Raw genomic sequence first — 25,983 nt, 5'->3', positions numbered from 1 at the left:
GGCGGTCATCCCGGACGGGGTGGCCGCCGCCTCTCGCGTCCCTGTCGGCCGGGTCTGGTAGATGTTGGAGCGATGAGCACAGACGACGCCGGTGAGCAGCTGGCCTTCATCCGGGACACGGTCCGCCGGGCCAAGCCCCGGACGTGGCGCGGTGCGCTGCTGGCCGAGGAGCTGCCGGTGGCCCGGGTGGTGGTCGACAAGGGGCTGCTCAGCCTGGACAAGTTCTTCGACTACGCGGTGCCCGCGAACCTCGCCGACGAGGCCAGGCCCGGGGTCCGGGTGCGGGTCCGGTTCGGCGCCCGGGTCGGGGCGGGCGGTCGGCGCGAGGGCGGCGAGCTGTACGACGGCTTCGTGGTCGCCCGGCTGGCCGCCTCGGACTTCCCCGGCGTGCTGGCCCCGCTGGCCCAGGTGCTGTCCCCGGAGCCGGTGCTGACGCCGGCTCTGCTGACGCTCTGCCGGACGGTCGCCGACCGGTACGCCGGGTCGCTGGCCGACGTGCTGCAGCTGGCGGTTCCGCCCCGGCACGCCAAGGCGGAGGCCGAGCCCTCGCCCGCGCCGCTGCCGGCGCCCGCCCCGCCGGCGGTCGGGAGCTGGGACCGCTACACCGACGGAGCGGAGTACTTGACGGCGCTCGGGGACGGTCGCGCGCCCCGGGCGGTCTGGACCGCGCTCCCCGGGCCGACCTGGCCGGAGGAGATCGCCCGCGCGGTGGCCGCCACCCTGGCCGGTGGCCGGGGCGCGCTGGTGGTGCTGCCCGAGGGCCGTTCGGTGGCCCGGTTGGACGCGGCGCTGACCGAGCTGCTCGGGGAGGGGCGGCACGTGGCACTGGCGGCCGACCTCGGGCCCAAGGAGCGGTACCGCCGCTGGCTGTCGGTGAGCCGGGGCTCGGTGCGGGCCGCGATCGGCACCCGGGCCGCGATGTTCGCCCCGGTCCGGGACCTTGGCCTGGTGGTGGTCTGGAACGACGGCGACGGCAGCCACAGCGACCCGCGCGCCCCGCACCCGCACGTCCGGGAGGTCGCGCTGCTGCGCGCCGCCGAGGAGGGCGCGGGGGTGCTGCTCGGCGGGCTGTCGGTGACGGTCGAGGGCGCCCAGCTGCTCCGTACCGGCTGGGCCCGGCCGCTGGCCGCCCCCCGGGAGACGGTCCGGGTGGTGGCCCCCAGGGTGCGTACCGTGACCGACCTGGACCAGGGGCGGGACGCCGCCGCCCAGTACGCCCGGCTGCCGCGCCCGGCCTGGGAGGCGGCGCGCGAGGCGCTCACCCGGGGCCCGGTGCTGATCCAGGTGCCCCGGCGCGGGTACGCGCCCCGGCTGGCCTGTGCCCAGTGTCGGACTCCCGCGCGCTGTCGGCACTGTGAGGGTCCGTTGGCGGCCGGTTCGGCCGGGGCGGTGCTGGAGTGTGCCTGGTGCGGCAAGCCCGAGCCCGAGTGGCACTGCCTGGAGTGCGGGTCGTTCCGGCTGCGGGCCCAGGTGGTGGGCGCCAAGCGGACGGCGGAGGAGCTGGGCAAGGCGTTCCCCCGGGTGCCGGTCCGGACGTCCGGGAGGGACTCGGTGCTGTCGGTGGTCTCCGGGGAGCCCGCCCTGGTGATCTCGACGCCGGGGGCCGAGCCGGTGGCCGAGGGCGGCTACGCGGCCGCCCTGCTGCTGGACGGCTGGGCGCTGCTGGGCCGGCCCGACCTGCGGGCCGGCGAGGAGGCGCTGCGGCTCTGGATGACGGCCGCGGGCCTGGTCCGGCCCGCCGGCGAGGGCGGCACGGTGGTGGTGGTCGCCGAGCCCACCGCACGGCCCGTGCAGGCGCTGGTGCGGTGGGATCCGGCGGGGCACGCCGCGGTCGAGCTGGAGGAGCGGGCGCAGCTGCACTTCCCGCCGGTGTCGCGGATGGCCTCGGTGACGGGGGCTCCGCAGGCGGTGCAGGATCTGCTGGCGCTGATCCGGCTGCCGGAGGGGGCCGACGTGCTCGGGCCGGTGCCCGCGCCCGGTGTACGGGGCCAGGAGTGGGAGCGGGCCCTGCTCCGGGTGGCGCCCGGTCAGGGGGCGGCCCTGGCCGCAGCGCTGAAGGCGGCTCAGATCGCCCGGGTCGCGCTGCGGTCGCCCGACCAGGTCCGCATCCGCATCGACCCCCCGGACATCGGCTGACGCTCCGGCACACGGTGCACGACCGGGGGGTCGGGGCTGTGCGGGTGTGCGGCTTCGCCGTGTGGGTGACGCCGGTAGTCGGGGCACATGGTTCGGAAGTCAGGGGCTCGGGGAACTGCGACGCCGGCCCCGGGGCGGGTTGAAGGTGCGGGTGTGGTTGACCCCGGGCGGGGCTGAGGTCTGCTTCAGGTGCGGGTTCAGGCGAAAGTGCCTGACCTTTCACGTGGTGATCACGCTCCGGAGGATGGCGTCGCAGTTCCCCGAGCCCCTGGGCCGTAGCCCTGAGCGCCCTGCTGAAAGGCCGGCGTCGCCCATGCGGCGGAGCTGCACAACAGCACAGCCCCGAGTCCCTTCAGGTGCGGAGGGGGAGGCCCGGGCGTTCGGGTTGGCGGGCCGGGGGGATGGCGCGGGTGAGGGGTGGGAGTTCGTCCTCGGGTTCCGGGCGGGGCTGGGTCGGGAGGGTGGTGGAGAGGAGTTCGCCGGTGGGGCGGCGCATACCGTAGCGGCGGTGGACGGCCTGCTTGGTGACGCCGAGGGCGGAGCCGACCGAGTCCCAGGAGAAGCCGAGCGCGCGGTCGAACTCGACGGCTGCGGCGACCAGGGTCTCGACGCTCTCCCGGAGTTCCTGGGCGAGCCGCACGGTGGGGGCGGGGGCCCGGCCGTAGACCACGAAGCCGGCCGAGGTGCTGGGCCGTCGTGGACGGTAGACGTTGCCCAGTTGGGCGGTCAGGGTACGGAGGGCGTCGACCTGTCGCCGGACCCGTTCGATGTCCCGCACCAGCAGGTGCAGGCTGGCCCGCGCCCGGGCGTCGTGGTTGATCTGCTCGGCCATGGCCTCTGGTGCCACCTTTCCCTCGTCTTTCCGGACCGGGTCGTCGTACGGCCCGGTCAATCCCACTTGACCAACGCCCGAGGGAGCGGGGGGTCACGCGCAAGGAGCAGACGGGATATGCCAGAAGCCCGGCCGAACGGGCAGGTGGGATTGCATAGACTGGGCCCCGGCCGTTGTCGATCGACCCTCAGGAGACCCTCGGTATGGCGATCCAGCCGATCCGGATGTTCGGTGACCCGGTGCTGCGGGCCACCGCCCGGCCGGTGACCACCTTCGACAAGGAGCTGCGGCGCCTGGTGAAGGACCTCACCGAGACCATGCTGGACGCGCCGGGTGCGGGTCTGGCGGCGCCTCAACTGGGCGTCTCGCTCCGGGTGTTCACGTACCACGTGGACGGGGTGGTCGGGCATCTGATCAATCCGGACCTGTCGCTCAGCGAGGAGGAGCAGGACGGCCCCGAGGGCTGCCTCTCGCTGCCCGGGCTGCGGTACGACACCAGGCGGGCGTTCGGCGTGGTGGCCAAGGGCTTCGACATGTACGGGGAGCCGGTGACCGTCGAGGGCACCCAGTTGCTGGCCCGCTGCATCCAGCACGAGACCGACCACCTGGACGGCATCATCTTCATCGACCGGCTGGACCGCGAGCAGCGCAAGGCCGCGCTGAAGGCGATCCGGGAGGCGGAGTGGGGCGAGCCGCCGGTGGTGAAGGTCTCCCCGCACTCCACCTTCGGCTCGGCCCGCTGACGCCGTCCGTCGGTCCCCGTTCAGACGCTGACACCCGTTCAGATCCACCGAAAGGCCCCGCCCCCATGCGCCTCGTCTTCGCCGGCACCCCCGAGGTCGCCGTTCCCGCCCTGGACGCCCTGCTGGCCTCGGACCGGCACGAGGTGGTCGCGGTGGTCACCCGCCCCGACGCGGTCTCGGGCCGGGGCCGCAAGCTGGTGGCCAGCCCGGTCGCGCAGCGGGCCGAGGCGGCCGGGATCGAGGTGCTCAAGCCGGCCAAGCCGAGCGACCCGGAGTTCCTGGCCCGGCTGACCGAACTCGCCCCGGACTGCTGCCCGGTGGTGGCGTACGGTGCGCTGATCCGCCCGGGCGCGCTGGAGATCCCCCAGCACGGCTGGGTGAACCTGCACTTCTCGCTGCTGCCCGCCTGGCGCGGTGCGGCGCCGGTGCAGCACGCGGTGCTGGCCGGGGACGAGGTGACCGGCGCGTCGACGTTCCTGATCGAGCAGGGCCTGGACTCCGGGCCGGTGTTCGGCATCCTGACCGAGGAGATCCGCCCGACCGACACCAGCGGCGAGCTGCTCGGCCGGCTGGCGCAGGCGGGCTCGCGGCTGCTGGTGGCGACCATGGACGGGATCGCGGACGGTGCGCTGCAGGCCGTCCCGCAGCCGACCGAGGGCATCACGGTGGCACCGAAGATCAACGTCGAGGACGCCCGGATCGAGTGGGCCCACCCGGCACTCCGGGTCGACCGGCTGGTGCGCGGCTGCGCGCCCGCGCCGGGTGCCTGGACCACCTTCCGGGGCGAGCGGCTCAAGCTCTCGGGCCCGGTCAAGCTGGTCACCGACAGTGCCGAGCTGCCGCCGGGCGAGCTGGCCGTGGTCGGCAAGAACAGCGTGCGGGTCGGCACCGGCAGCCACGAGATCGAGCTCGGCGAGGTGCAGCCGCAGGGCAAGAAGCCGATGCGGGCGGCCGACTGGGCCCGCGGCGTCCGGATCGAGCCCGGTGAGCTGCTGGGGCTCTGACGTCGCGGTGCCGGGGAGGTTTTCGGGGTCGGGCCGGTCCGGTCCTACACTGACGGTCTGACTCCGCAGCACATTCCGAGGCACCCGAGGCACCGCATGAGCACTCCCAGCAGCACCCCCAGCGCCAAGCGCCCCGCGCGTCCGCACCGCCGCCCGAAGAAGGACCCGGCCCGGATCGTCGCGTTCCGCGCCCTGCGGGCCGTCGACGAGCGGGACGCGTACGCCAACCTGATCCTGCCCTCGTTGCTCCGCGAGGCGGAGCAGAAGGGCATGGACCGCCGGGACGCGGCGCTGGCCACCGAGCTGGTGTACGGCACGCTGCGGCTCCAGGGCAGCTACGACGCGATCATCGAGGCCTGCATCGACCGGCCGCTGCGCGAGGTGGACCCGCCGGTGCTGGACGTGCTCGCGCTCGGCGCGCACCAGCTGCTGACCACCCGGATCCCGAGCCACGCGGCGGTCTCCGCCACGGTCGAGCTGGCCCGGGTGGTGCTCGGCGACGGCCGGGCCAAGTTCGTCAACGCGGTGCTGCGCAAGATCAGCGCGCAGGACCTGGACGCCTGGCTGGCCCAGGTCGCCCCGCCGTACGAGCAGGACGCCGAGGACCACCTCGCGGTGGTGCACTCGCACCCGCGCTGGGTGGTCTCCGCGCTCTGGGACTCGCTCGGCCGCTGGCAGCCGGACGCCTCCGGCCGGGCCGCGGTGGAGGACCTGCTGCGGGCCGACAACGAGCGCCCCGAGGTGACCCTGGTGGCCCGGCCAGGACGGTCCACGGCAGCCGAACTGCTGGACGCCAGGCCGGAGTCGGAGCCCGGCCGGTGGTCCCCGTACGCGGTCCGGCTCGCCGAGGGCGGCGAGCCCGGCGGGATCGAGGCGGTCAAGGAGAACCGGGCCGGGGTGCAGGACGAGGGCAGCCAGCTGGTCGCGCTCGCGCTGGCCGCCGCGCCGGTCGAGGGCCGGGACCGGCTCTGGCTGGACGGCTGCGCCGGGCCCGGCGGCAAGGCCGCGCTGCTCGCGGCGCTGGCCGCCGAGCGCGGCGCCGCGCTGGTCGCCTCGGAGAAGCAGCCGCACCGGGCCCGCCTGGTGGCCCGCGCGCTGGACGGCAACCCCGGCCCGTACACGGTGATCGCCGCCGACGGCACCAAGCCCGCCTGGGCCGACGGCACCTTCGACCGGACCCTGGTGGACGTGCCCTGCTCCGGTCTCGGCGCGCTGCGCCGCCGCCCGGAGGCACGCTGGCGCCGCCGTCCCGACGACCTGGCCGGGTTCGGCCCGCTCCAGCGCGACCTGCTGCGCGGGGCGGTCCGGGCCACCCGGATCGGCGGCGTGGTCGGCTACGCGACCTGCTCGCCGCACCTGGCCGAGACCCGCGCGGTGGTGGACGACGTGCTGCGCGACACCCCGGGCCTGGAGTGGATCGACGCCCGCCCGCTGCTGCCCGGGCTGCCCGGTCTCGGCGAGGGCCCGGACGTGCAGCTCTGGCCGCACCTGCACGGCACCGACGCGATGTACCTGGCGCTGTTCCGCCGCACGGTCTGACGAATTGACGGTCCGTCGGGAAGGAATGCTGGACAGACCGGTGGCGGCCGGGTGAGGGTGGCGGACATGGAGTTCACCCACCTCGGCCGTACCGGCCTGTCCGTGTCCCGACTCTGCTTGGGCACGATGAACTTCGGCCCGCACACGACGGAGCCGGACGCCCACGTCATCATGGACACCGCCCACGAACTGGGCATCAACTTCTTCGACACCGCCAACGTCTACGGCTGGGGTGAGAACAAGGGCCGTACCGAGGAGATCCTCGGCAGCTTCTTCGCCCGGGGCGGTGGCCGCCGTGAGAAGACCGTGCTGGCCACCAAGCTGTACGGCGACATGGGGGAGTGGCCCAACGAGGGCAAGCTCTCCGCGCTCAACATCCGCCGGGCGGTCGACGCCAGCCTCAAGCGGCTGAACACCGACTACATCGACCTGTACCAGATGCACCACGTCGACCGTGCGACGCCGTGGGAGGAGATCTGGCAGGCGATGGAGGTGCTGGTCGCCCAGGGCAAGATCATCTACGTCGGCTCCAGCAACTTCGCCGGCTGGCACCTGGCGCAGGCCCAGGAGACCGCCAAGGCGCGGAACTTCCTCGGCCTGGTCAGCGAGCAGTCGATCTACAACCTGCTGGAGCGCACCGTCGAGCTGGAGGTCGTCCCGGCCGCCCGGCACTACGGCCTCGGCCTGATCCCGTGGTCCCCGCTGCACGGCGGCATCCTCGGCGGCGTGCTGCGCAAGGAGCGCGAGGGCCTGCGCCGGCTGGAGGGCCGGGCCGCCGAGGCGGTGTCCGCCAAGCGCGAGCAGATCCAGGCGTACGAGGACCTGGCGGCCGAACTCGGCCAGGAGCCGGGCGACATCGCGCTCGCCTGGCTGCTCTCCCGCCCGGCGGTGACCGCCCCGATCGTCGGCCCGCGCACCCTGGAGCAGCTGCACGCGGCGGCCCGGGCGCTGGAGGTGACGTTGGACCAGAAGACCCTGGACCGGCTGGACGAGATCTTCCCCGGCCACCGGACGGCGCCGGAGGACTACGCCTGGTAGACCGCCGTTCCGGTCGGCCGGGCCCCTGCCCGGCCGACCGGACGGGGCGTCAGCTCCGTGCGGCGGTGAAGGCGGTGATCAGCTCGGCGAACGCGTCCGGTGCGGTCACGTTCACGAAGTGGTCGGCCCCGGCCACCGTCACCCGGTGCGCACCGGGGAGGCCCTGGGCCATCCGGTCCGCGCAGCGGTGGGTGAAGGCGAGATCGTGCTCGCCGACCGCGACCAGGGCCGGCCCGGCCAGCGCGGCGAGCTGCTCGATGCCCGGCCGGGCGGGCGTCAGTGGCTCGGCCGGGTGGCCGAGGTGGAAGCCCGGCGAGTCCGCGCAGATCCCGGCCAGCCAGGCGCGCTGCCCGGGGTCCAGCCGGGCGCCCCAGACCGCCAGGTCCGCAGGTCGGTGGCGCCCGTGTTGAGCAGCGCCAGGTCGGGCCCCGCGCCCTGCTGGGCGTACCGCAGCCGGCCGCCGGGCACCTCCGCGTACCGCACGTCCTGTTCCGTCATTCCCCGACCCTTCGTCAGCACCGTGTCCGTGACCCGGGCAGCAGAACACGGCGCGGTCGGCGTTCTCCACCGAATGGGCAGTGCGTCGCCCTGCGGGCGGACCGGTCCCCGGTCGTCCGGCGGGCGGCGCCGGCGCCGGGAGTGGGTGAGGATGACCGGATGAAGCCGATCACGCATCAGGTCCCGTACCACGCGCAGTGGGAGTCGCCCGAGCTGGTGCCCGGGATCCTGGCCGGGACGGCGCTGGCGGTGGACGACCCGCTCTGGGCGCGGTCCGGTGCGGCGGACCAGGAGGAGTACGAGTACTGGTCCTGGCGGCTGTGCGGGGTGGCCTGCCTGCGGATGGCGCTGGACTACTGGTGGGGCATCAGCCCGCCCGCCGTCCGGCTGGCCGAGGAGTGCCTCGCGGCCGGCGCGTACGTGCGCCACCCGGACGGCCGCCTGGACGGGCTGATCCACGTGCCGTTCGCGGCCTACGTGACGGGTCGCTGGGGACTGTCCGCCGAGGCGGTCGCCCCGTTGCCGACCGAGCGGATCAGGGCGGAACTGGCGGACGGGCGGTTGGTGATGCTCTCGGTCCACCCGTCCATCCGCACCCTGGACCCCGATCCGCCGCGTCCGGGCGGGCACCTGGTGCTCGCCGTCGGCGCGAGCGACGGCGAGCTGCTGATCCACAACCCCTCGGGCTTCCCGGACGGTTCGCAGAGCTTCGCGCCGGTGCCGTGGTCCGCGCTGCCGCGCTACTACGCCGACCGGGGGATCGTGCTCGGCGGGCCCGACACGCCCGGCTGAGGGGAGGTCAGAGTGCGGCGGGCAGGCTGCGCAGGACCAGCCCCACTCCGACGGTCAGTACCAGCAGCGCGGTGAGCAGTCCGCTCCACGGTGCCAGCCGGCGGAGCCGGGCGGTCAGGGTGCCCTCCGCCGCGCCGGCGATCCGCTCGCCGACCCGGACGAAGAGCAGGCCCGCCGCCGTCAGGGTGGCGGCCATGCCCAGGCCGTAGGCCAGCACCAGCGCGACCCCGAACATGGTCCGCCCGAGCGCGACGGCACCCAGCAGCACCACCAGCGCGGACGGGCTCGGCACCAGGCCGCCCGCAATGCCCAGGCCGATCAGACCGGTCCGGCCGAGCGGTTCGGCGTGGTGGTGGGATCCGAACAGGCCGTGCCGGTGGTGGTCGTCGTGGTGCTCGTGGTGCTCGTGGACGGGGGCCTCCAGTACCGCGAGGGCGCCGTGCTGCGCCGGGTCCTTCGGCGGGTGCGGGTGTGAATGCGGGTGCGGGTGGTCGTGGTCGTGGTCGTGCGGGTGGTGGTGGTCGTGAGGGTGCGGCCCTGCGGCGGCGGGTCGGGTCCGGCGGCGGACGTCGCGCAGCAGCAGCCCCCCGACCGCCGTCACCAACAGGCCGCTGAGCACGCCGAGCCGCCCGAGCAGCACGTCGCCCGCCAGCGTGGAGAACCCGGTCAGCAGCAGTCCGAGCCCGAGCACGCCCGCCGTGTGGGTGAAGGTGACGGTGGCTCCGACCGTGACCGCGTCCCTGACCCGACCGCGCCGGCCGGCCAGGTAGACGCCCATCGCCGCCTTGCCGTGCCCGGGGAGCAGCGCGTGGCCCGCGCCGAGGACGGTGGCCAGCAGGACGGCGAGCAGGCCGACCGGGACGGTGAGCCGTTGCACCGTGCCCAGGTCGGCCAGCCGGCGGTCGAGTGCGGCCAGCCACCCGGCCGGGCCGCCGGTGGGAGTGGCGGCGGACAGGCCGGCCACGGCCGAGCCGCTGCCGGGGGTCGCGGTGAACCGGGCTTCGAACACCCCGCTCGGGGCGTCGAGCAACTCCTGTGGATAGTCCCGGAGTTCACGCGAGGGGGAGACCTCCGGCACGTCCGTGGGGTCGAGCCGGACGTCGACGCCCCGGGCGGTGATCTCGTTCCACCCCACCCGGGCCGGGTCGGCGCCGCTGCGGACCCGGAGCTCGGTCCCGTCGGCGGCCACGGTGAGCGGACTGTCGAGCGTGCAGTCCAGCCGGGCGGTGCGCAGCCCGGCGGCACCGTCCGCGTAGCCGTAACGTGCCGAGCCGACCCGCCAGTTCAGCGGCGCACCGGCCGGGCCGGCCCGGACCTGGAGCCGGGCGGCGGTGGCCGCGCACTGCTCGGTGGCCCAGCTGCCGCGTTCGGCCTCGTCCACCGTGCCGTCGGCGTTCCGGTCCACCCGGCTCTGCTCCTGGAGGGTGGGGATCTCCGCCTGGTCGGTGACCGCCAGCACCTCGATCCGGTCCTGGTGCACGGTGAAGCCGAGGTGGTGGTTGACCGAGAAGTTGCCCAACGGGTGGGCGGCGGCGGTCGGTGCCGTCCCCGCCAGCAGCCAGAGCGCGCCGCCCAGGGCGCCACCGGCGCGGGCGAGCAATCGGGAAGGGGTCACGCACGGCCTCCGGGGGCGGGGGATGAGTGGGGTGACGGGCGGTCCGGGCAGCGGACTTGACGCTCCGTCGGCACCGGTACTCTGCCGCACCGCTCCGGCCGGGCCGGTCCTCGACAGACCGTCACCGGGGCCGAACGGGTGAGCCGGGTCGGCCGTGCGGGTGACCCGGCCGAGCCGCCCCGTGCCGGGGCACGAAGGAGTGGTGCGGAGCGGGCGACCGTGCCCGCAGTAGAGCTTCCGCTGATCCGTCCCGCCATCGAAAGCGAGTACCACAGCACCATGAAGTCCCAGTTCAGAACAGTCCGCGTGTCCTCCACGGCCCGAACGGCGGCCGTCCTGACGGTGCTCGGACTGGCCCTGGCCGGCACCGCCGTGACCGGTCCCGGCGCCGGGGTCGGCAGCGCGTCCAGCCACCGCGAGGCACCGCTGATTTCCGGTGACCCGCAGACCGACAACACCGACGTGTACGCGTTCACCAGCCCGGACAAGCCCGACACGGTGACGCTGATCGCCAACTGGCTGCCGTTCCAGGAGCCCAACGGCGGGCCGAACTTCTACCCGTTCGCGGACGGTGCGCACTACGACATCAACATCGACTCCCGGGGCACCGGCCGGCCGGACCTCACCTACCGCTGGACCTTCCGGACCGAGGACCAGCGGGGCACCGACACCTTCCTCTACAACACCGGCGTGGTGAACAACCTCACCGACCCGACCCTGAAGGTGCGGCAGTACTACACGCTCCAGGAGCTGCGCCCGGACTGCGATCCGGTCACCCTGATCGAGCGCGGGGTGGTCGCGCCGTCCCGGACCGGCGCCGCCTCGATGCCCGACTACGGCCGGCTGCGCGACCAGGCCACCGTCCAACTGCCGGGCGGCGGACAGACGGTGGCCACCCAGGCGGCCGACCCGTTCTTCCTCGACCTGCGGGTCTTCGACCTGCTCTACGGGGGCAACCTCAAGGAGACCGGGCAGAACACCCTGGCGGGCTACAACGTCAACTCGGTCGCCATCCAGCTACCCAAGAGCCGGCTCGCGCTCGGCGGCGACGCCACCCGCAACCCCGTCATCGGGGTCTGGAGCAGCACCGAGAAGCAGAGCATGAAGCTCACCCCCGGCGGCCGGCAGCCCGAGGGGCCGTTCGTGCAGGTGTCGCGGCTGGGCAACCCGCTGGTCAACGAGGCCGTGGTGCCGGCCGGGCTGAAGGACGCGTTCAACGCGCTGCCGCCGTCCGAGGACCACAACCAGCCGGCCGTGGTGGCCAAGGTGCTGGACCCGGAGGTGCCGAAGCTGGTCGAGGCGATCTACGGGATCAAGGCACCGGCGGCGCCGCGCACCGACCTCCAGGAGATCTTCCTGACCGGTATCGCCAAGGCCACCGGCGGTCCCTACCAGGTGGACCTCAACTCGCAGTTGCTGAACCAGGACATCGACCCGGGTGCCTTCGTCCCGGCCGAGGAACTGCGGCTGAACATGTCCACCCCGTCCACCCCCGTGCCGGACCGGCTCGGGGTGCTCAACGGTGACTTCCAGGGCTTCCCGAACGGCCGCCGCCTGAGCGACGACGTGATCGACATCGCGCTCCAGGTGCTGGAGGGCGCCACCCCCGGCAAGCTGATCGCCCCGCTCGCCGCCGGAGACGGTGTGAACGCGGCCGACCGTCCGTTCGGGACCAGCTTCCCGTACCTCGCGGTCCCGTACGCCAAGGCCGTCAACCAGGCCAACTGACCGCAGCGGGCGGGTGGTTCACGCCATCCGCCCGCCTCCCCGCAGGCTGCGCCCCGAGGACACCGATGCGACGACTTCCCCTGCTGCTCACCACGGTCGCGCTCTGCGGCGGTCTGGCCTTCGCCGCGCTGGGAACGGAGGACGGCGGCGCACCGTCCGCCGCGCCCAGGGGGGCCCTGCCCGCGCCGGGACCGGCCGGTGCGGACGGTTCGCCGGAGCGGGTGATCTCCGCCACCCAGCAGCGCCTGCGTCAGTTGCCCGGCGACTCGTCGGCCTGGGCCAGGCTCGGCGGTACGTACGTGGAACAGGCCAGGCTGACCTCGGACCCGTCCTACTACCCCAAGGCCGAGGAGGCGTTGCGGCGTTCACTGGCCCTGGCGCCCGAGGCCAACGCGGACGCGCTGACGGGTCTGGGCGCGCTGGCGAACGCCCGGCACCGGTTCGCCGAGGCCAAGGAGTTCGCCGACCGAGCGATCGCGGTCTCCGCCTACCACTGGCAGGCGTACGCCGTACTGGCCGACGCCCAGACCCAGTTGGGCAACGACACCGAGGCCACCGCCGCGGTGCAGGCACTGCTCGACCGGCGGCCGGGCACGGCCGCGTTCACCCGGGCCGCCTACGACCTGGAGCAGCACGGGCAGACCGATCGGGCCGGCCTGGCGCTCCGGCAGGCGCTGGCCGGGGCGGCCAACGACGCCGACCGCGCCTTCTGCCTCCACCAACTCGCCGAACTGGAGCAGGACTCGGGCCGCCCCGAGGCCGCGCTGGCCGGTTACCAGCGGGCGCAGGACGCCGACCCGCAGTACACGCCCGCGCTGGCCGGGCGGGCCAGGGCGGAGGCGGCGCTCGGCGACACCGAGGCCGCGCTCCGGGACTACGGCGCCGCCGTCGGCCGGGTGCCGCTGCCGCAGTACCTGCTGGACCTCGGGGAGCTGTACGAGTCCCTGGGTCGAACCGAGCAGGCCGGGCAGCAGTACGGACTGCTCGCCGCCGAGCACCGGTTGGCCGCCGAGAACGGGGTGGTGGACGATCTGGCGCTGGGTCAGTACCAGGCCGACCACGGGGACCCGGCGGAGGCGGTCCGTTTGCTGCGGGCGGAGTGGCAGCGCCGCCGGAGCGTGCTGGTCGCCGACGCGCTCGGCTGGGCGCTGCACCGGCAGGGCGCCGACCGGGAGGCGCTCGGGCTGGCCGAGCAGGCCGGCCGCACCGGGTGGCCGAACGCCCGGTTCCGCTACCACCAGGGCGAGATCGAACGGGCGCTCGGGCAGCGGGACGCCGCGCGGACCCACCTGGCGGAGGCGCTCCGGATCGACCCGCACTTCTCGCCGCTGTACGCCCCGCAGGCGCGGGCCGCGCTCGACTCGCTGGGCACGGCGGGCGGTGGCTGACGGACGGTCAGTGGACTGACGGTGGGCCAAGTCCCTGGTCAGGGCGGTACGGAGTACGCGTTTTCACTCGTGCGGGTGAACCCGGCCGAGTGCGCCAATCCGTGGTGCCGGTGGGGTCGAATGCTGCTCGCGTGGGCCCGTGAATCGTGCGGGCCCCAGAACCGGAGACGGGGAATGATGGGCGCACAGCACATCGACACCCGACTGCTCGAAGAACTCACCGAGCAGTCACAGGACTTGAACAGCGATGCGGTGAAGATCACCCGCAGCGCGCTGACCGACTTCGCCGCCGGCGCCGAGCCCCGGCCGGCCGGTTGGTGGCGGCGCGGCGGAGCGGTGGCCGGCCTGGCCGGCGCGTTCGCGCTGCTGGGCGGCACCCGGGCGTTCGCGGCGACCGCGACGGCGGACGACATCATGGCGCTGCAGACCGCGGCCTCGCTGGAGAACCTGGCGATCAGCGTCTACCAGACGGCGGCCACCCTGCCGTTCATCAAGGACGGCAACAAGACGGTGGCGGCCTTCATCGCCAAGACCACCGAGCAGCACCAGGCCCACGCCAAGGCGTTCAACGCCGCCGCGACGCAGGCCGGTGGCAAGGCGCAGACCAGCCCGGACCCGAAGTACAAGGCGGTGGTCGACCAGACCCTGCCGACCATCAAGACCCCGGCCGACGTGGTGAAGCTCGCCATCACGCTGGAGGACGTCGCCGCCCAGACGTACACCAAGAACGTCGGCCAGGTCAGCAACGGCGACCTGCGCAAGCTGTTCGCCTCGGTCGCCCCGGTGGAGGCCCAGCACCGGGCCACCCTGCTCGCGGTGCAGGCCCTGCTGGCCGGCAACGCCGCCGACCTGATCGCCATCCCGGTCGACCCGGCCAAGCTGCCCGCCGCGGCCGGCAGCGTCGGCTTCCCGGACGCGTTCTACCCGACCAAGGACGCCTCGCCGATCAGTGAAGGGGCCGTGAAGTGACCGCGACCAAGGGCGGCTGGGACCTCCCCATCAGCGAGCGCGAACTGACCTCCCTGACTGGGGAGATGGAGCAGGCACACCGCGAGACCCTGCCGCTGCTGCAGAGCAGTGCGGTCGACCTCGCGGCCGAGATCCGCAGCCGCCGGGCGGCCGGGCCCGAGGCGGTGAACCCGGACCGGCGCCGGTTCCTGTTCGGCACCGGCGGGGTGGCGGCGGCCCTGGTGCTGGCGGCCTGCTCCAGCGGGACGTCCGACTCGAAGAGCAGCTCCTCGCCGTCCATGAGCGGCTCCTCCGCCGCGGCGAGCGGGCAGTACACCGGCGACCTGAAGGTGGTCGCGCTGGCCACCGCGCTGGAGAACCAGGCGGTCGGGGCCTACCAGGCCGCCCTGGACGCGGCGGGCGCGGGCAAGCTCGGCACCGTCCCCCCGGCGGTGGGGAACTTCATCACCACCGCGATGGCCCAGCACGCCGACCACGCGAAGGCCTGGAACGCGGTGCTCACCGGTGCGGGCAAGGCCGCCATCACCACCGTCCCGCTCTCCAACCAGGCCGAGGTGACGGCCGCGCTGGGCAAGGCGACCGACGTCGGGGCGGTGGCCAAGCTGGCGCTCCAGCTGGAGGACCAGGCGGCCCAGACCTACCTGTTCGCCACCTACAACGTGACCAGCCCGGCGGGGATCGCCACCGCGGCCACCATCGCGCCGGTCGAGGCGATGCACGCGGCGATCCTCAACTACGTGCTCGGCCAGTACCCCGTCCCGAACGACTTCCTCCCGGTCGACAAGGCCGCCAGCCCCAGTCTGCTGACGGTCTGACCTTCAGGTGTGTGCCCGGAGCTGCTCCCCACGGCCGCTCCGGGCACACACCGGCCACCTCTGGAAAGGAACCCCCATGCACACTCCCCGGCTCCGTCCCGTCCTCGGCGTGCTCCTGCTCGCCCTGACGGCTGCCGCCTGTTCCAGCGGTTCGGGGGGTGGGTCGGCCTCCGGTACGCCGACGCCGGTGGTGAGTTCCTCCGCCGCGAGTCCCAGCGCCGCGAGCTCGTCCGGCGCAAGTGCGTCAGCGTCCACGTCCACGGTGAGTCCGTCCGCGAGCGGTTCGGCGCAGGCCGCGGTGCAGGTCACCATCAAGGAGTTCACCTTCGGCCCGGACAACTTCACGGTCGGCCCGGGCGCGAAGGTCACGGTCGTGAACCAGGACTCCACCGCGCACACGCTGACCGCCACCGGCCAGGGCGGCTTCGACAGCGGGACGATCGGCGCGGGCAAGACCGTGACCTTCACCGCCCCGACCAAGCCCGGGAGTTACCCCTTCATCTGCAGCCTGCACCAGTTCATGAAGGGCACCCTGACGGTCGCCTGAGGCCCGGGCGGCACCGGCAGCGGGAGCCGACCGGGCAGCCGAGCCCGGAGCGGGCCCGCGCGCCGAGGCCGGGCCGGCCCGGGGTCGCCGCATGATGGGAGGGTCCCGTACGCCGTGGAAGGAGCCCGCCCGTGCTGCTCGAACGTCTGGCCCTCACCTCCCGCGCGGTGGCGGCCGAGCCGGCCAGGAACGCCAAGACCGCCCTGATCGCGGAGTGCCTCGCCGAGCTCGGCCCGGCCGAGATCCCGGCGGCGGTGGCGCTGCTGTCGGGCGAGGGACGGCGGGCCGGGGTCGGCTGGGCGGGGGTCCGGGAGCTGCCGGAGCCGGCCGGGACCGCGACCCTGGGGGTGGCGGAGACCGAGGACCTGCTGACCCGACTGGGCGAGGTGCACGGCAAGGGCGCGCAGGCGGAGCGGAAGCGGCTGCTCGGCGAGCTGTTCGGGCGGGCCACGACGGTCGAGCAGGAGTTCCTCCGGGCGGTGCTGGTGGGCGAGTTGCGGCAGGGAGCGCTGGACGCGCTGATGGGTGACGCGGTGGCGAAGGCGGCGGGCGTCCCCGCGACGGTGGTCCGGCGGGCGCTGATGCTGCGTGGCTCGGCCCGGGTGGTGGCGGAGGCGGCGCTGACCGGCGGGGCACCGGCGCTGCGCGCGTTCGGGCTGCAACTCGGACGCCCCGTACGCCCGATGCTGGCCGCCTCGGCGCCGGAGCCGGCGGCCGCGCTGGAGAAGGTGAGCCCGGCCGCGCTGGAGTGGAAGCTCGACGGCATCCGGGTGCAGGTTCACCGGGACGGCGAGCAGGTCTCGGTCTTCACCCGCAGCCTGGACGAGATCACCGCCCGGGTCCCCGAGGTGGTCGCGGCGGCCCGGGCGCTGCCGGTCGAGCGGGCGGTGCTGGACGGTGAGGCGATCGCGCTGGGACCGGACGGCAGGCCACGCCCCTTCCAGGTCACGGCCGCGCGGACCGCCTCCCGGCAGGACCCGGAACGGCTGCGGGCCGAGACCCCGCTGAGCGTGTTCTTCTTCGACCTGCTGCACCGGGACGGCACCGACCTGATCGACCGTCCGGCCGCCGAGCGCTGGACCGCGCTGGCGGAGGTCGTACCGGAGCCGCTCCGGGTGCCCCGGCTGACCACGGATCAACTGCCGGAGGCGGAGCGGTTCTTCGCGGACGCGCTCGCCCACGGCCACGAGGGCGTGGTGGTCAAGGACCCGGCCGCGCCGTACGCGGCCGGCCGCCGGGGCGCGGGCTGGATCAAGGTCAAACCCCGGCACACCCTCGACCTGGTGGTCACCGCCGCCGAGTGGGGCAGCGGCCGCCGCCGGGGCTACCTGAGCAACCTGCACCTGGCCGCCCGGAACGAGGGCGAGCCCGGCCTCGACCCCTGGGTGATGCTGGGCAAGACCTTCAAGGGCCTGACCGACCAGCTGCTCGGCTGGCAGACCGAACAGCTGCTGGCCCGGGAGACCCACCGGGACGCGTACACCGTGTACGTGCGGCCGGAGTTGGTGGTGGAGATCGCCTTCGACGGGCTGCAGCGCAGCCCGCGCTACCCGGCCGGGCTGGCGCTGCGGTTCGCCCGGGTGCTGCGCTACCGCGAGGACAAGCCGGCCGGGGAGGCGGACACGGTGGCCACCGTCCGGGCGTTGGCGGGCCGGTAGTGGTCGGGGGTCGGTGGCCGGGGGTCAGCGGGCCGGGACGATGCCCGTCAGCCACTTGAACGACGGGACGACCAGCGGCTTCCAGGTCGAGGTCAGGTGCGCTCCGGTGGTCTCGACCGGGGTGACGGTGGTCGGGCTCTTCGCCGCCCGCTGGAGGGCGGTCGCGTCCTCCAGACCTTCGCCCTTCCTGCCGGACACCCAGAGCGCGACGTTCGGCGGGGTGGCCGCGTGCGCGAGCAGGTACAGCGGGTTGGCGGTCTCGTGCAGCTTGGGGTCCTTGGCGGTCAGTGAAGTGGACTCGCCGATCGGGTCGTTGTACCCGGACATGCTGATCGCGGCCCGGTAGCGGTCGGGATGGGCGAGGGCGAGGCGGGCGGCGCAGTGCGCCCCCGCCGAGTAGCCGGCCAGCGCCCAGCGGTCCGCGGTCCGGTCGGCCCGGAAGTTGTCCAGGACCATCTGCGGCACGTCACGCGAGAGCCAGGTCTCGGCGTTCACCTTGCCCGGGATGTCGGCGCAGCCGGTGTCGGTGCCGCCGAGCAGGTTGACCCGGGGTGAGACCAGGATGAAGGGCGTGACCTGGCCGGACTTCATCAGCGGTTCGAGCTGGGCGACCACCTCCATGGTGCCGAACCAGGTGCTGGACGCGCCCGGGTAGCCCGCGAGCAGCTCGACCACCGGGAAGGTGCGGTCCTTGTGAGCGGGGTCGTCGTACTGCGGCGGCGTCCAGACCAGCACCTCGCCGTCGACGCCGGAGAGCCGCCCCTTGAGGTCGGTCTGCTTCACGCTCCGGGGCACCGCGTCCGAGTCCGGGGCGTGGAAGGACTGGATCACCTTGGCCGGCGGGGAGGCGGAGGCGGCGGCCTGGTCGCCGCCGAGGCCGCCGTCCTTGGGCGGCACGGGGACGGCCCGGACGTGGTTCGAGGTGCCCAGCAGGTCGCCCCAGCTGTCGTAGATCAGGTTCTCGTTGTTGACCACCACGAAGACCATGGCCACGGCGGTGGCCTGGCAGAGCAGGACGGTGCCGAGGTAGGACAGCGCCCGGAGCGGGCCGCGGCGTCGTTCGGCGGTTCTGATCCGGCCGAAGACGACTCCTCTGCCACCCCACTGTGCCATCGCCAGCGCGAGGGAGGCCACGAACAGGACGATCGTGAGGATGAGGACGGGCGTGTCGGTCAGGTTCATCGCGTTCTGGTACCCAGCTCCCGTGCCATCCGGGGCGGTGCGCCCGGTGACATGAGTGACTGCCGTGAACGTCTGTTCGGTTGCCCATTCCTGAGAGAAACCTGGGAGTCCGTTTGGGTGGGTGCGCCTCGGGGTGCGGTCCGGGTCGGTTCGGGGAGCGCCCCCGATGACGGCTGGTCAGGCGCACGTCAGGGTGGGAACCATGATCTTCTATCGGCGGTTCCTGGTCACCGGGGCGTGCGTGACGATCGGGCTGGTGACCCCGGTCGGCGGCGGCTTCGTCCGACGGTGGCGCCCTCGGGGGCACCACCATCGGACGAGGGGTCAGCTGCTGACCGGGAGGCCGATCGGGTTGAGCTGGGGGAGTTCGGCCCGGCAGGCGGTGGCGATCGGGGTCAGGGCGGCGGCCAGCTCATCCAGCTCGGCGCGCCGGAAGCCCGACCAGACCCGGGCGGCGGCCAGGTCGGTGACGGCCTCCAGCGCCTGGTGGCGGTGCCGGCCGTCGGTGGAGATGGTGCCGTCCTGGTTCAGCCAGCCCCGGGTGGTGAGGCGGGCGGCGGCGGCCTCCCACTCCTCGTCGGTCCAGCCCCGGAACGGCTGGAGCTGCTCGCGCCGGGTGTCCAGTGCGCAGCGCAGTACCAGCGCCTCGCAACCGGTCAGGCCCTCCGCGACCAGCGCCGCGACGTGGCCGTCGCCCCGGTGCTCGCGCAGCACGGTGGTGGCGTGCCAGAGCCGGGCGAGCGCGCCCTCGGGGCGGGGGAGTGCGAGGTTGGCGGCGGCCAGTACCCGCCCACAACAGTCCAGCCCGTCCACCGCCCGCTCCAGCAGCGTCACCGAACGGTCGATCAGATCGGGCTTGACGGTCTCCAGTACGCGTTCCAGGGTGGCCACCGCCCCGGTCAGCCGGGCCTCCAGCGCGGCCTCCGGGGTGGCCCGGGACCAGACGTCCGGCAGCGCCCGCTCGACCATCTGCGGCGCGAAGTTGAAGAAGGCGGCGATCACCGGGGCGGCCTCCACCGGACCGAGCGGGGCCGACCGGCCGGCGAAGTACCCGCGCCAGCTCCCGCGCAGCCCGGCCGCCTCGTACGCGGCGCGGCCCTCGGGGGCGAAGTAGGTGAGCGCGTGCACCGGCTCGAAGAGCCACCACAACGCGCGGGCGGGATGCACCATCTCGGCCATCTGGAACCTTTCCGGTCACGGGCAACGGCGCTGGTGACCCTAGCGCGCAACGGCTGTGACGCGGGTCACGCGGTGGTCTCACCATCCACTTACCGCCACCGGCAGGGGAGATGATGTACCCGGACGGCAGCTCCGGCCGCCCGCACCGAGTGTGAAGGTTCCCTCAAATGGCGCAGATCAACCCCAGCATCCTGTCGGCCGACTTCGCCCGCCTGGCCGAGGAGGCGGAGGCCGTCCGAGGCGCGGACTGGCTGCACGTGGACGTGATGGACAACCACTTCGTCCCCAACCTCACGCTCGGCATCCCGGTGGTCGAGTCGCTCGCCCGCGCCACCGCCACGCCGCTGGACTGCCACCTGATGATCGAACAGCCGGACCGCTGGGCCCCGCAGTACGTCGAGGCGGGCGCCGGTTCGGTGACCTTCCACGCCGAGGCCGCCGCCGCGCCGGTCCGGCTCGCCCGGGAGATCCGGGCCAAGGGCGCGCGGGCCTCGATGGCCCTGCGGCCGGCCACCCCGATCGAGCAGTACGAGGACCTGCTGCCCGAGCTCGACATGATCCTGATCATGACGGTCGAGCCCGGCTTCGGCGGCCAGGCGTTCCTGGACATCATGCTGCCCAAGATCCGCCGCACCCGGGAGCTGATCTCCAAGCACGGCCTCGACCTCTGGCTCCAGGTGGACGGCGGCGTCTCGGCGGCCACCATCGAGCGCTGCGCCGAGGCGGGCGCGGACGTCTTCGTGGCGGGTTCGGCGGTGTACGGCGCGGCCGACCCGGCCGAGGCGGTCCGTTCGCTGCGGGCCAGTGCGGAGGCCGTCACCGCCACCGCGCCGTGGGCCTGCGCGCACTGACCCACCGGTGGGGCGGGGCTCCGCTCCGTCCTGCTCTGCCCCGTCCTGCTTTGCCCCGGGCCCGAACTGACGCATGATCGGATCGTCAACGGTGTCGTCCGGACGGAGCGCGTCAGCCCATGAGCAACCTCGACCTCGATCCCACCCCGACCAGGTGCGGCGGGGAGGCCGACACCGGCCCGGTCAAGGAACTGCTGACCGGCCGTCAGGTCCGGCTCGGCGAATCCACCGAGGTCCGCCGGCTGCTGCCGAACCTGGGCCGCCGGATGGTCGGCGCCTGGTGCTTCGTCGACCACTACGGGCCCGACGACATCGCCGACGAGCCCGGCATGCAGGTGCCGCCGCACCCGCACATGGGCCTGCAGACGGTCAGCTGGCTGCACGAGGGCTCGGTGCTGCACCGCGACAGCCTCGGCAGCCTGCAGACCGTCCGGCCCCGCGAGCTCGGCCTGATGACCTCGGGCCGGGCCATCTCGCACTCCGAGGAGTCCCCGCGCGAGCACGCCCGCCTGCTGCACGGCGCCCAGCTCTGGGTCGCCCTCCCCGACAGTCACCGGCACACCGCCCCGGCCTTCGAGCACCACGCCGACCTCCCGACCGTGGACGCGGCCGGCCTGCACGCCACCGTCATCCTCGGCGCCCTGGACGGCGCCACCTCCCCGGGCACCACGTACACCCCGCTGGTCGGCGCCGACCTGACGCTTCGGGAGGGGGCTCACCACCGGCTCCCGTTGGAGCCCGGCTTCGAGTACGCCGTGCTGTCGATGACCGGCTCCGTGGACGTGGACGGCGTCCGGGTCGAGCCGGGATCGCTGCTCTACCTGGGCTGCGGGCGCCGCGAGCTCCCGCTGCTGGCCCGGACGGACGGCTCGGTGCTGCTGCTCGGCGGCCTGCCGTTCGAGGAGCACCTGGTGATGTGGTGGAACTTCATCGGCCGGTCGGACGAGGATGTCAGGCAGGCGCGGGAGGAGTGGATGTCCGGCACCCGCTTCGGCGAGGTGCACGGCTACGACGGTCGTCGGCTGCCCGCTCCTGAGCTTCCCCCACTGCCCCTGAAGCCACGGGGAAGAGTGCGTTGAGCTGCGGCAACGTGTTCAGGGTGGGTGACGGTGAGCAGAGGGAGGATCACGATCGCGATGGCCGGGGGTGGAGCGTTCTGGGTGGGTTGGAGTGCCTCGGATGCCGGTTCCGCTGAGGGGTCACGATTCTCACGTTTGGTCATCTGCGGCCAGGTTCAGTCAGACTGATGCTGACGCAATGCTGACTTTGCTGAGTGATCACCCGATGACCCGACACTTTGTCAGCCGCGCCGCGTGCTTCCGGAACAGGCGAGCTGGTGCATTCCCCGCCAACCCACTACCGGGGCGCGTCGGGGCAGTGCAGCGGTGCGGCCTGGGGCTCCTTCGGTCTCGGAGTGCACGCCGCAGTCCAGCGGACTGGACCACGGCGCTCAGCGTCGCGCGGAGCCGCCGCCGACCGCGCGGGTGTCCGTGCTCGGGCTCGCCCTGTACGTCTACACCGTGGGTCTGGAGTCCGGGCCCGCGTTCTTCCGTGAGCTGAGACCCGAACTCGCGGTCACGGCCGGGGCGGTGGTCGCCCTGGTGGTCACCGCTGTGGCGGTCGGCCTGCTGGGGAACCGGGTCTTCGGGATCAGCGGACCGGACCTGGCGGGCGGCTTCGCCGGGATCGGCACCACCACCCTGGGGCTGGCGGCGGCACAGGCGGCCTCCGCCGACCCCGCGCAGCCGGCCGTCGGGTACGCCATCGGCTACCCGCTGGCGGTGGTGGTCACCATCCTGTTCATCGCCGTCCGCTGGTGGCCGGGGCGGCGCGATCCGGGCGAACCTGACTCCGCGCCAGATCGGTCTGCTGCTCTTCCTGGCGTGCGTCGGCCTGACCTCGGGCTACGCCTTCCGGCAGAACGCGTTCTCGCTGTTCGGTCTGAAGCTGCTGGTGGTCCTGCTGATCAGCGCGCTGCTGAGCTACGCGCTGATGGTCCGGGGGCGCGCCTGCTGGGCCAGAGTCGGCCCCGGACGATGGGCCTGCTGGCCGGCTACGTGGGGAACCGGGCGATCACCGCGTACGCCAACACCCGCTCCTCGGACGCCCGGGTGAGCACGGGCTACTCGACCTTGTTCGCCCTGGCGATCCTGGTGAAGATCGTCTGCATCCAGCCGATCGTGGGCCTGTGACGAGGACGGCGGAGGACGAGCGGGCCCCGGGGGCACCGTGCCGGGCCGATCCGGAGGCGGGCCGAACGGCCTGATTCGTGCCGAACGCCGGACAGCGCGGGACCACGGGTCCATACTGGCGACACCTGGCGACGCCTGCGCTGAGCTCCGAATTCGCACTGTCACCAGGGGGGTTGATGCCGCAACGGGGGGTTGGCGCACACTCATGACGACTGCGGAACCATCCGGCAGTGCCTGGTCCATGAGGCCGTGGGGGCGCGACGCGGAACGCCGCCGGCTCATTCGCGCGCTGGCCGAGCCGGTGGTGGCCGAGGTCGCCCCGAAGGAGCTTCCGCTCTTCGAGCGGCGGGCCCGGAGCCACTTCCGTCCCCGACTGCGGCGCCGCAGGCCCTTGTCCATCGACATCGTGGGGCTGGCGACCGACGTGGTCACGCCCGCAGCGCTGTCGGCGGCGGCCGGAGTGTTCGGGACGATGTCGGCCCAGTGGATGAGCCGACTGGCCTCGCGCCTCACGAACCGGGTGCCGCGGCGTCGACAGCAGGCCGAAGTGGAGCCGCCCGAGCCCGCCGCACCGGCCCTGCCGCCGGCGGCAGAGGCGCCCGCACCGACCGCGGCGGAGCTGGTCCGCTGGCGGGCGGCGGCCCTGTCGGGCGCCCTGCGCCACGTGTCCGACCGGCAGCGGGCGGAACAGATCGCCGACTCCGTCCTGGCCGAGCTGGTCCGCGTGTTGGCCGCGGGCCCCTCGGAGGTCGCGGCCCTCGGCCCCGGTGAGCCCGCTCCAGGCGGAGGCAGCAGCCCGGCCGGGGACGCGGACGGAGACGGGAGCGGTCCGGCGGCGGACGGGGGCTGACGTGTTCGTCCGGGCCCTCCTCTTCGGTGTCGCCCTGATGGCCGCGGCGGTCACGATCGCCTTCCCGGCCACCACCAGCCGGGAGGACACCGCCGGCACGGCGTACAGCATGTGCTGGCCGGGTGCGGTCAGGCAGTTCCAGCTGACACTGCCGATGTCCCCGATCGAGCGCGAGATCCTGCTCCAGGTGCCGGTCTGGCCCCCGCGACAGGTGGCGGGAGAGGAGGGACCGGCCCTGCAGCAGTACCTGGAGCAGCAATGCCCCACGCCCCCGGTGCCCCGGGGCGAGTTCCGGGTGGGCCTCGCGCTGGGGATCCTGGGGGCGGGGGGCCTCGTGCTGTACTGGCTCGGCCCGTACTGGCAGATCCTCTTCCACCGCCTGCTGAGACTGCGACCGGGAACCGGCTACCGGCCGGACCTCGCCGAGGCGGTGTTCCGGTTGGCGGACGAGGCCGGCGTCTCCGTCCACGGGGTGTGGCTGAACCCGAACGACTACACCTCGAACGCCGTGGCCTTCGGACACTGGCGGCGGCGCCACATCGAGCTCGCCACCGGCATGGAGCGTCGCTTCGACGAGGATCCGGTCGGCTTCGAGGTGGTCGTCCGCCATGAACTCGGCCACATCCGCCACCGCGACCTCGACACCACCCAGGGCATCACCGCCCTGTGGGGCGCCTTCCTGGTCCTGCTCGTCGCCGCCTTCGGCTTCGCCGTGTCGGGTGACGCCGGGGACGGTGCCTACCTGGGGCGGCTCTCCTTCCACCTGGCCATGCTGGCCTGTCTGCTGTACGCGGCCCGCAACGCCTTCCTCCAGTCCAGGGAACTGCACGCCGACGCGTTCGCCGTACGGGGCAGCGCCGACCGAACGGGTCAGGAGGAAGAACGGCGGCGCAGCCTGGACACCTTCTTCGTCGACCTGGCCGCCGGACGCGACGGCGGCGGTCTGCCGTTCGGCACCCACCCCGCCCTCCGGCGCCGCCGGGCGGCCCTGCGCCACCCCGCCCTCGCCGGGGAACTCAGCTTCTGGGACGCCGCGTTGACCGGCTGTGTCGCCCTGCTGGCCGTGAACCTGCTGCTCGGCGACAGCTTCGAGATCATGCTGACCGGGGGGCGCCTGGGCTTCCTGGAGGTCCGCACACTGCGCCCGGTCTACACCTGGCTCGCGCTCCCCCTGCTCCTGCCCACCGGCGCGGTCCTCGGGGCCGGCATCCGGCACACGGTCACCGCGTGGGGCGGTGCACGCGGTGGACGCGCCGTGACGGGGCGGCTGGCGCTGCTCGCCCTGGGCCTGTTCGCGGGGTTGTGCGCCGGGGTCGCACTCCACCCGAGCCAGACGTACGGGAGCCGGAACGAGCAGTTGCGAACCATGTGGTGGAGTCCGCTCACCGACTCGCCCGGGCTCGGCCTCGCACTGACAGCGGCCCTGTCGGTCCTGGCGCTCGCCCTGTTCGGCCTCGCCTGCGACGCCCTGTGCGGACCGCGGGCCGCGTCCTGGTGGGCGGGTGCGTACGGAGTGTTCGTCACCGCCGCCTGGTTCCCGACGGCCCTCCCGGGCGGAAGCGTCCCGTACGTCCGCGGCGTGGTGATCGGGGGCGCCCTGCTCGGCGGCGCGTTCCTGGCGTTTCCGCGCCGCCGGCCGGGCCGGGCGCCCGGCCCACTGCTGCTGCTCCCGCCGGAGCCGGGGAGACGGACCGAGGCCCCGTCCGTCAACGGGTCTCGACTCCTGCTCGCCCATGCCGTCACCGCCGCCGCCACGGTCGTCACCGCCATCGCGGCGGCCCACCTCCTGGCGGAGGCCACCGACTCGCCGCCCGCCCTGGTCGCGGCCCTCGGCCTGGTCTGCTGCGCAGGCGTCCTGACCGGTGCGGCAGCCGCCCCGCACGACGTCGAGTTCCGGCGTCGCATCCGATACGCCACGGCCTGCCTGATCGTCAGTGCAGCCGGAGCCGTGCTGGAGGGGCTGGGGGGCGACCGGCAGGGTCTGCTGCTCGGCGCGGCCGCGGCCGGCATCGCGCTGACCGGCCGGAACACGGCGTCCGCCGTCTACTCCTTCCGCCAGCGCCGGGCGACGGCCTCGCCGGCAGCCGCCCCGTCCGACGTCGCCCCCCAGGCGCGTCCGACCGGTCCACACGGCACACCGGGCACGCCCGGACCCGGTGGCCGGCCTGCCTGATGGCCCCGAGGCCGCCGAGGGTTTCACCTGCCCAGCGAGCCGGACTGCACAGGGTGTCCGACGGGCCGAGGTCTCGAAGAAGTGGTTCCGTCTGCGCGACACCCACGGGGTGAATGCCGGGCCGGGTGTTGAGGCCCCAGAGGATCTCCTCCCCGACGGTCCACTCGACGAAGTGCCGACCCGGCGCCTCGTGCGGTTCGCCGCGCCACACCACCACGGCGCGGCCGACCGGTGTGTGGACCCGGACCATCACC

At 73.9% G+C, this 25,983-nt stretch carries 22 protein-coding genes; 17 read left to right on the top strand and 5 right to left on the bottom strand.

Annotated elements, in window-relative coordinates; translation table 11 throughout:
- The first annotated feature begins 72 nt into the window (after nucleotides 1–72).
- A complete protein-coding gene (locus ACIRPK_RS01695) occupies nucleotides 73–2,136 on the top strand; it encodes a primosomal protein N' (RefSeq protein ID WP_403031427.1) in 2,064 nt (687 codons plus the stop codon).
- Between the two features lie 352 nt (nucleotides 2,137–2,488).
- Here the strand turns inward: ACIRPK_RS01695 and ACIRPK_RS01690 are convergent, their stop codons facing one another.
- Nucleotides 2,489–2,968, bottom strand: a complete 480-nt coding sequence (locus ACIRPK_RS01690; RefSeq protein ID WP_403031424.1) for a hypothetical protein — start codon at nucleotides 2,966–2,968, stop codon at nucleotides 2,489–2,491.
- Nucleotides 2,969–3,171: 203 nt separating this feature from the next.
- Here ACIRPK_RS01690 and def point away from each other — a divergent pair, with 203 nt between their 5' ends.
- The 4 genes from def (at nucleotide 3,172) to ACIRPK_RS01670 (ending at nucleotide 7,292) form a co-directional block, all read left to right on the top strand.
- Nucleotides 3,172–3,711 carry a peptide deformylase gene (gene def, locus ACIRPK_RS01685; protein WP_403031421.1) on the top strand — a complete coding sequence of 180 codons (540 nt, stop codon included), beginning with the start codon at nucleotides 3,172–3,174 and terminating at the stop codon, nucleotides 3,709–3,711.
- A 65-nt stretch (nucleotides 3,712–3,776) separates the two neighbouring features.
- Nucleotides 3,777–4,715, top strand: coding sequence for a methionyl-tRNA formyltransferase (gene fmt, locus ACIRPK_RS01680; protein ID WP_403031418.1), 939 nt, complete (start codon nucleotides 3,777–3,779; stop codon nucleotides 4,713–4,715).
- A gap of 96 nt (nucleotides 4,716–4,811) precedes the next feature.
- Entirely contained in the window at nucleotides 4,812–6,254 is a 1,443-nt protein-coding gene (locus ACIRPK_RS01675) for an RsmB/NOP family class I SAM-dependent RNA methyltransferase (protein WP_403031416.1), read from the top strand.
- 66 nt (nucleotides 6,255–6,320) lie between these two features.
- Entirely contained in the window at nucleotides 6,321–7,292 is a 972-nt protein-coding gene (locus ACIRPK_RS01670) for an aldo/keto reductase (RefSeq protein WP_403031414.1), read from the top strand.
- A 49-nt stretch (nucleotides 7,293–7,341) separates the two neighbouring features.
- Here the strand turns inward: ACIRPK_RS01670 and ACIRPK_RS01665 are convergent, their stop codons facing one another.
- A complete protein-coding gene (locus tag ACIRPK_RS01665) occupies nucleotides 7,342–7,860 on the bottom strand; it encodes an alpha/beta fold hydrolase (protein ID WP_403031411.1) in 519 nt (172 codons plus the stop codon).
- Between the two features lie 89 nt (nucleotides 7,861–7,949).
- On the opposite strand from ACIRPK_RS01665, the gene ACIRPK_RS01660 reads away from it, so the two are divergent.
- On the top strand, nucleotides 7,950–8,582 hold the full coding sequence (locus tag ACIRPK_RS01660; RefSeq protein ID WP_403031408.1) for a C39 family peptidase: 633 nt from the start codon (nucleotides 7,950–7,952) through the stop codon (nucleotides 8,580–8,582).
- Between the two features lie 7 nt (nucleotides 8,583–8,589).
- Here the strand turns inward: ACIRPK_RS01660 and ACIRPK_RS01655 are convergent, their stop codons facing one another.
- Nucleotides 8,590–10,197 carry a high frequency lysogenization protein HflD gene (locus tag ACIRPK_RS01655; protein ID WP_403031405.1) on the bottom strand — a complete coding sequence of 536 codons (1,608 nt, stop codon included), beginning with the start codon at nucleotides 10,195–10,197 and terminating at the stop codon, nucleotides 8,590–8,592.
- A 279-nt stretch (nucleotides 10,198–10,476) separates the two neighbouring features.
- Here ACIRPK_RS01655 and ACIRPK_RS01650 point away from each other — a divergent pair, with 279 nt between their 5' ends.
- From ACIRPK_RS01650 to ACIRPK_RS01625, 6 genes are all read left to right on the top strand, one after another.
- Nucleotides 10,477–11,925 carry a DUF4331 domain-containing protein gene (locus tag ACIRPK_RS01650; RefSeq protein WP_403031402.1) on the top strand — a complete coding sequence of 483 codons (1,449 nt, stop codon included), beginning with the start codon at nucleotides 10,477–10,479 and terminating at the stop codon, nucleotides 11,923–11,925.
- A 65-nt stretch (nucleotides 11,926–11,990) separates the two neighbouring features.
- Nucleotides 11,991–13,313: a hypothetical protein gene (locus ACIRPK_RS01645; RefSeq protein ID WP_403031399.1), complete on the top strand. Its 1,323-nt coding sequence runs from the start codon at nucleotides 11,991–11,993 to the stop codon at nucleotides 13,311–13,313.
- A 174-nt stretch (nucleotides 13,314–13,487) separates the two neighbouring features.
- Nucleotides 13,488–14,282, top strand: coding sequence for a ferritin-like domain-containing protein (locus tag ACIRPK_RS01640; protein WP_403031397.1), 795 nt, complete (start codon nucleotides 13,488–13,490; stop codon nucleotides 14,280–14,282).
- A complete protein-coding gene (locus ACIRPK_RS01635; RefSeq protein WP_403031394.1) occupies nucleotides 14,279–15,097 on the top strand; it encodes a ferritin-like domain-containing protein in 819 nt (272 codons plus the stop codon). Before ACIRPK_RS01640 ends, ACIRPK_RS01635 begins: the two co-directional genes overlap by 4 nt.
- Nucleotides 15,098–15,173: 76 nt before the next feature.
- Entirely contained in the window at nucleotides 15,174–15,644 is a 471-nt protein-coding gene (locus ACIRPK_RS01630) for a cupredoxin domain-containing protein (protein ID WP_403031391.1), read from the top strand.
- A gap of 131 nt (nucleotides 15,645–15,775) precedes the next feature.
- Nucleotides 15,776–17,302, top strand: coding sequence for an ATP-dependent DNA ligase (locus ACIRPK_RS01625; RefSeq protein WP_403031388.1), 1,527 nt, complete (start codon nucleotides 15,776–15,778; stop codon nucleotides 17,300–17,302).
- A gap of 24 nt (nucleotides 17,303–17,326) precedes the next feature.
- Here the strand turns inward: ACIRPK_RS01625 and ACIRPK_RS01620 are convergent, their stop codons facing one another.
- Both ACIRPK_RS01620 and ACIRPK_RS01615 read right to left on the bottom strand, forming a co-directional pair.
- Complete coding sequence (locus tag ACIRPK_RS01620) at nucleotides 17,327–18,484, bottom strand: alpha/beta hydrolase (RefSeq protein ID WP_403031385.1); 1,158 nt, start codon at nucleotides 18,482–18,484, stop codon at nucleotides 17,327–17,329.
- A gap of 324 nt (nucleotides 18,485–18,808) precedes the next feature.
- Nucleotides 18,809–19,663: a hypothetical protein gene (locus tag ACIRPK_RS01615; protein ID WP_403031382.1), complete on the bottom strand. Its 855-nt coding sequence runs from the start codon at nucleotides 19,661–19,663 to the stop codon at nucleotides 18,809–18,811.
- A 167-nt stretch (nucleotides 19,664–19,830) separates the two neighbouring features.
- Between ACIRPK_RS01615 and rpe the strand changes: the two genes are divergently transcribed.
- The 5 genes from rpe to ACIRPK_RS01590 all read left to right on the top strand — a co-directional run bounded on the left by rpe (nucleotide 19,831) and on the right by ACIRPK_RS01590 (nucleotide 25,729).
- Complete coding sequence (rpe, locus tag ACIRPK_RS01610) at nucleotides 19,831–20,514, top strand: ribulose-phosphate 3-epimerase (RefSeq protein ID WP_403031379.1); 684 nt, start codon at nucleotides 19,831–19,833, stop codon at nucleotides 20,512–20,514.
- A 119-nt stretch (nucleotides 20,515–20,633) separates the two neighbouring features.
- Nucleotides 20,634–21,593 carry a pirin family protein gene (locus ACIRPK_RS01605; protein ID WP_403031376.1) on the top strand — a complete coding sequence of 320 codons (960 nt, stop codon included), beginning with the start codon at nucleotides 20,634–20,636 and terminating at the stop codon, nucleotides 21,591–21,593.
- A 405-nt stretch (nucleotides 21,594–21,998) separates the two neighbouring features.
- Nucleotides 21,999–22,706 (top strand): hypothetical protein, encoded by a 708-nt coding sequence (locus ACIRPK_RS01600; protein ID WP_403031374.1) that lies wholly within the window; start codon nucleotides 21,999–22,001, stop codon nucleotides 22,704–22,706.
- Nucleotides 22,707–22,947: 241 nt separating this feature from the next.
- The gene (locus ACIRPK_RS01595) at nucleotides 22,948–23,556 is read left to right on the top strand and encodes a hypothetical protein (protein ID WP_403031371.1); all 609 of its coding nucleotides are present in this window, start codon (nucleotides 22,948–22,950) and stop codon (nucleotides 23,554–23,556) included.
- Nucleotide 23,557: 1 nt separating this feature from the next.
- The gene (locus ACIRPK_RS01590; protein ID WP_403031368.1) at nucleotides 23,558–25,729 is read left to right on the top strand and encodes a M48 family metalloprotease; all 2,172 of its coding nucleotides are present in this window, start codon (nucleotides 23,558–23,560) and stop codon (nucleotides 25,727–25,729) included.
- Nucleotides 25,730–25,983 lie beyond the last annotated feature (254 nt).

It is taken from the genome of Kitasatospora sp. NPDC101801, from assembly GCF_044766665.1.
Lineage (GTDB): Bacteria > Actinomycetota > Actinomycetes > Streptomycetales > Streptomycetaceae > Kitasatospora.
This window is presented reverse-complemented; position numbering and strand designations above follow the sequence as displayed.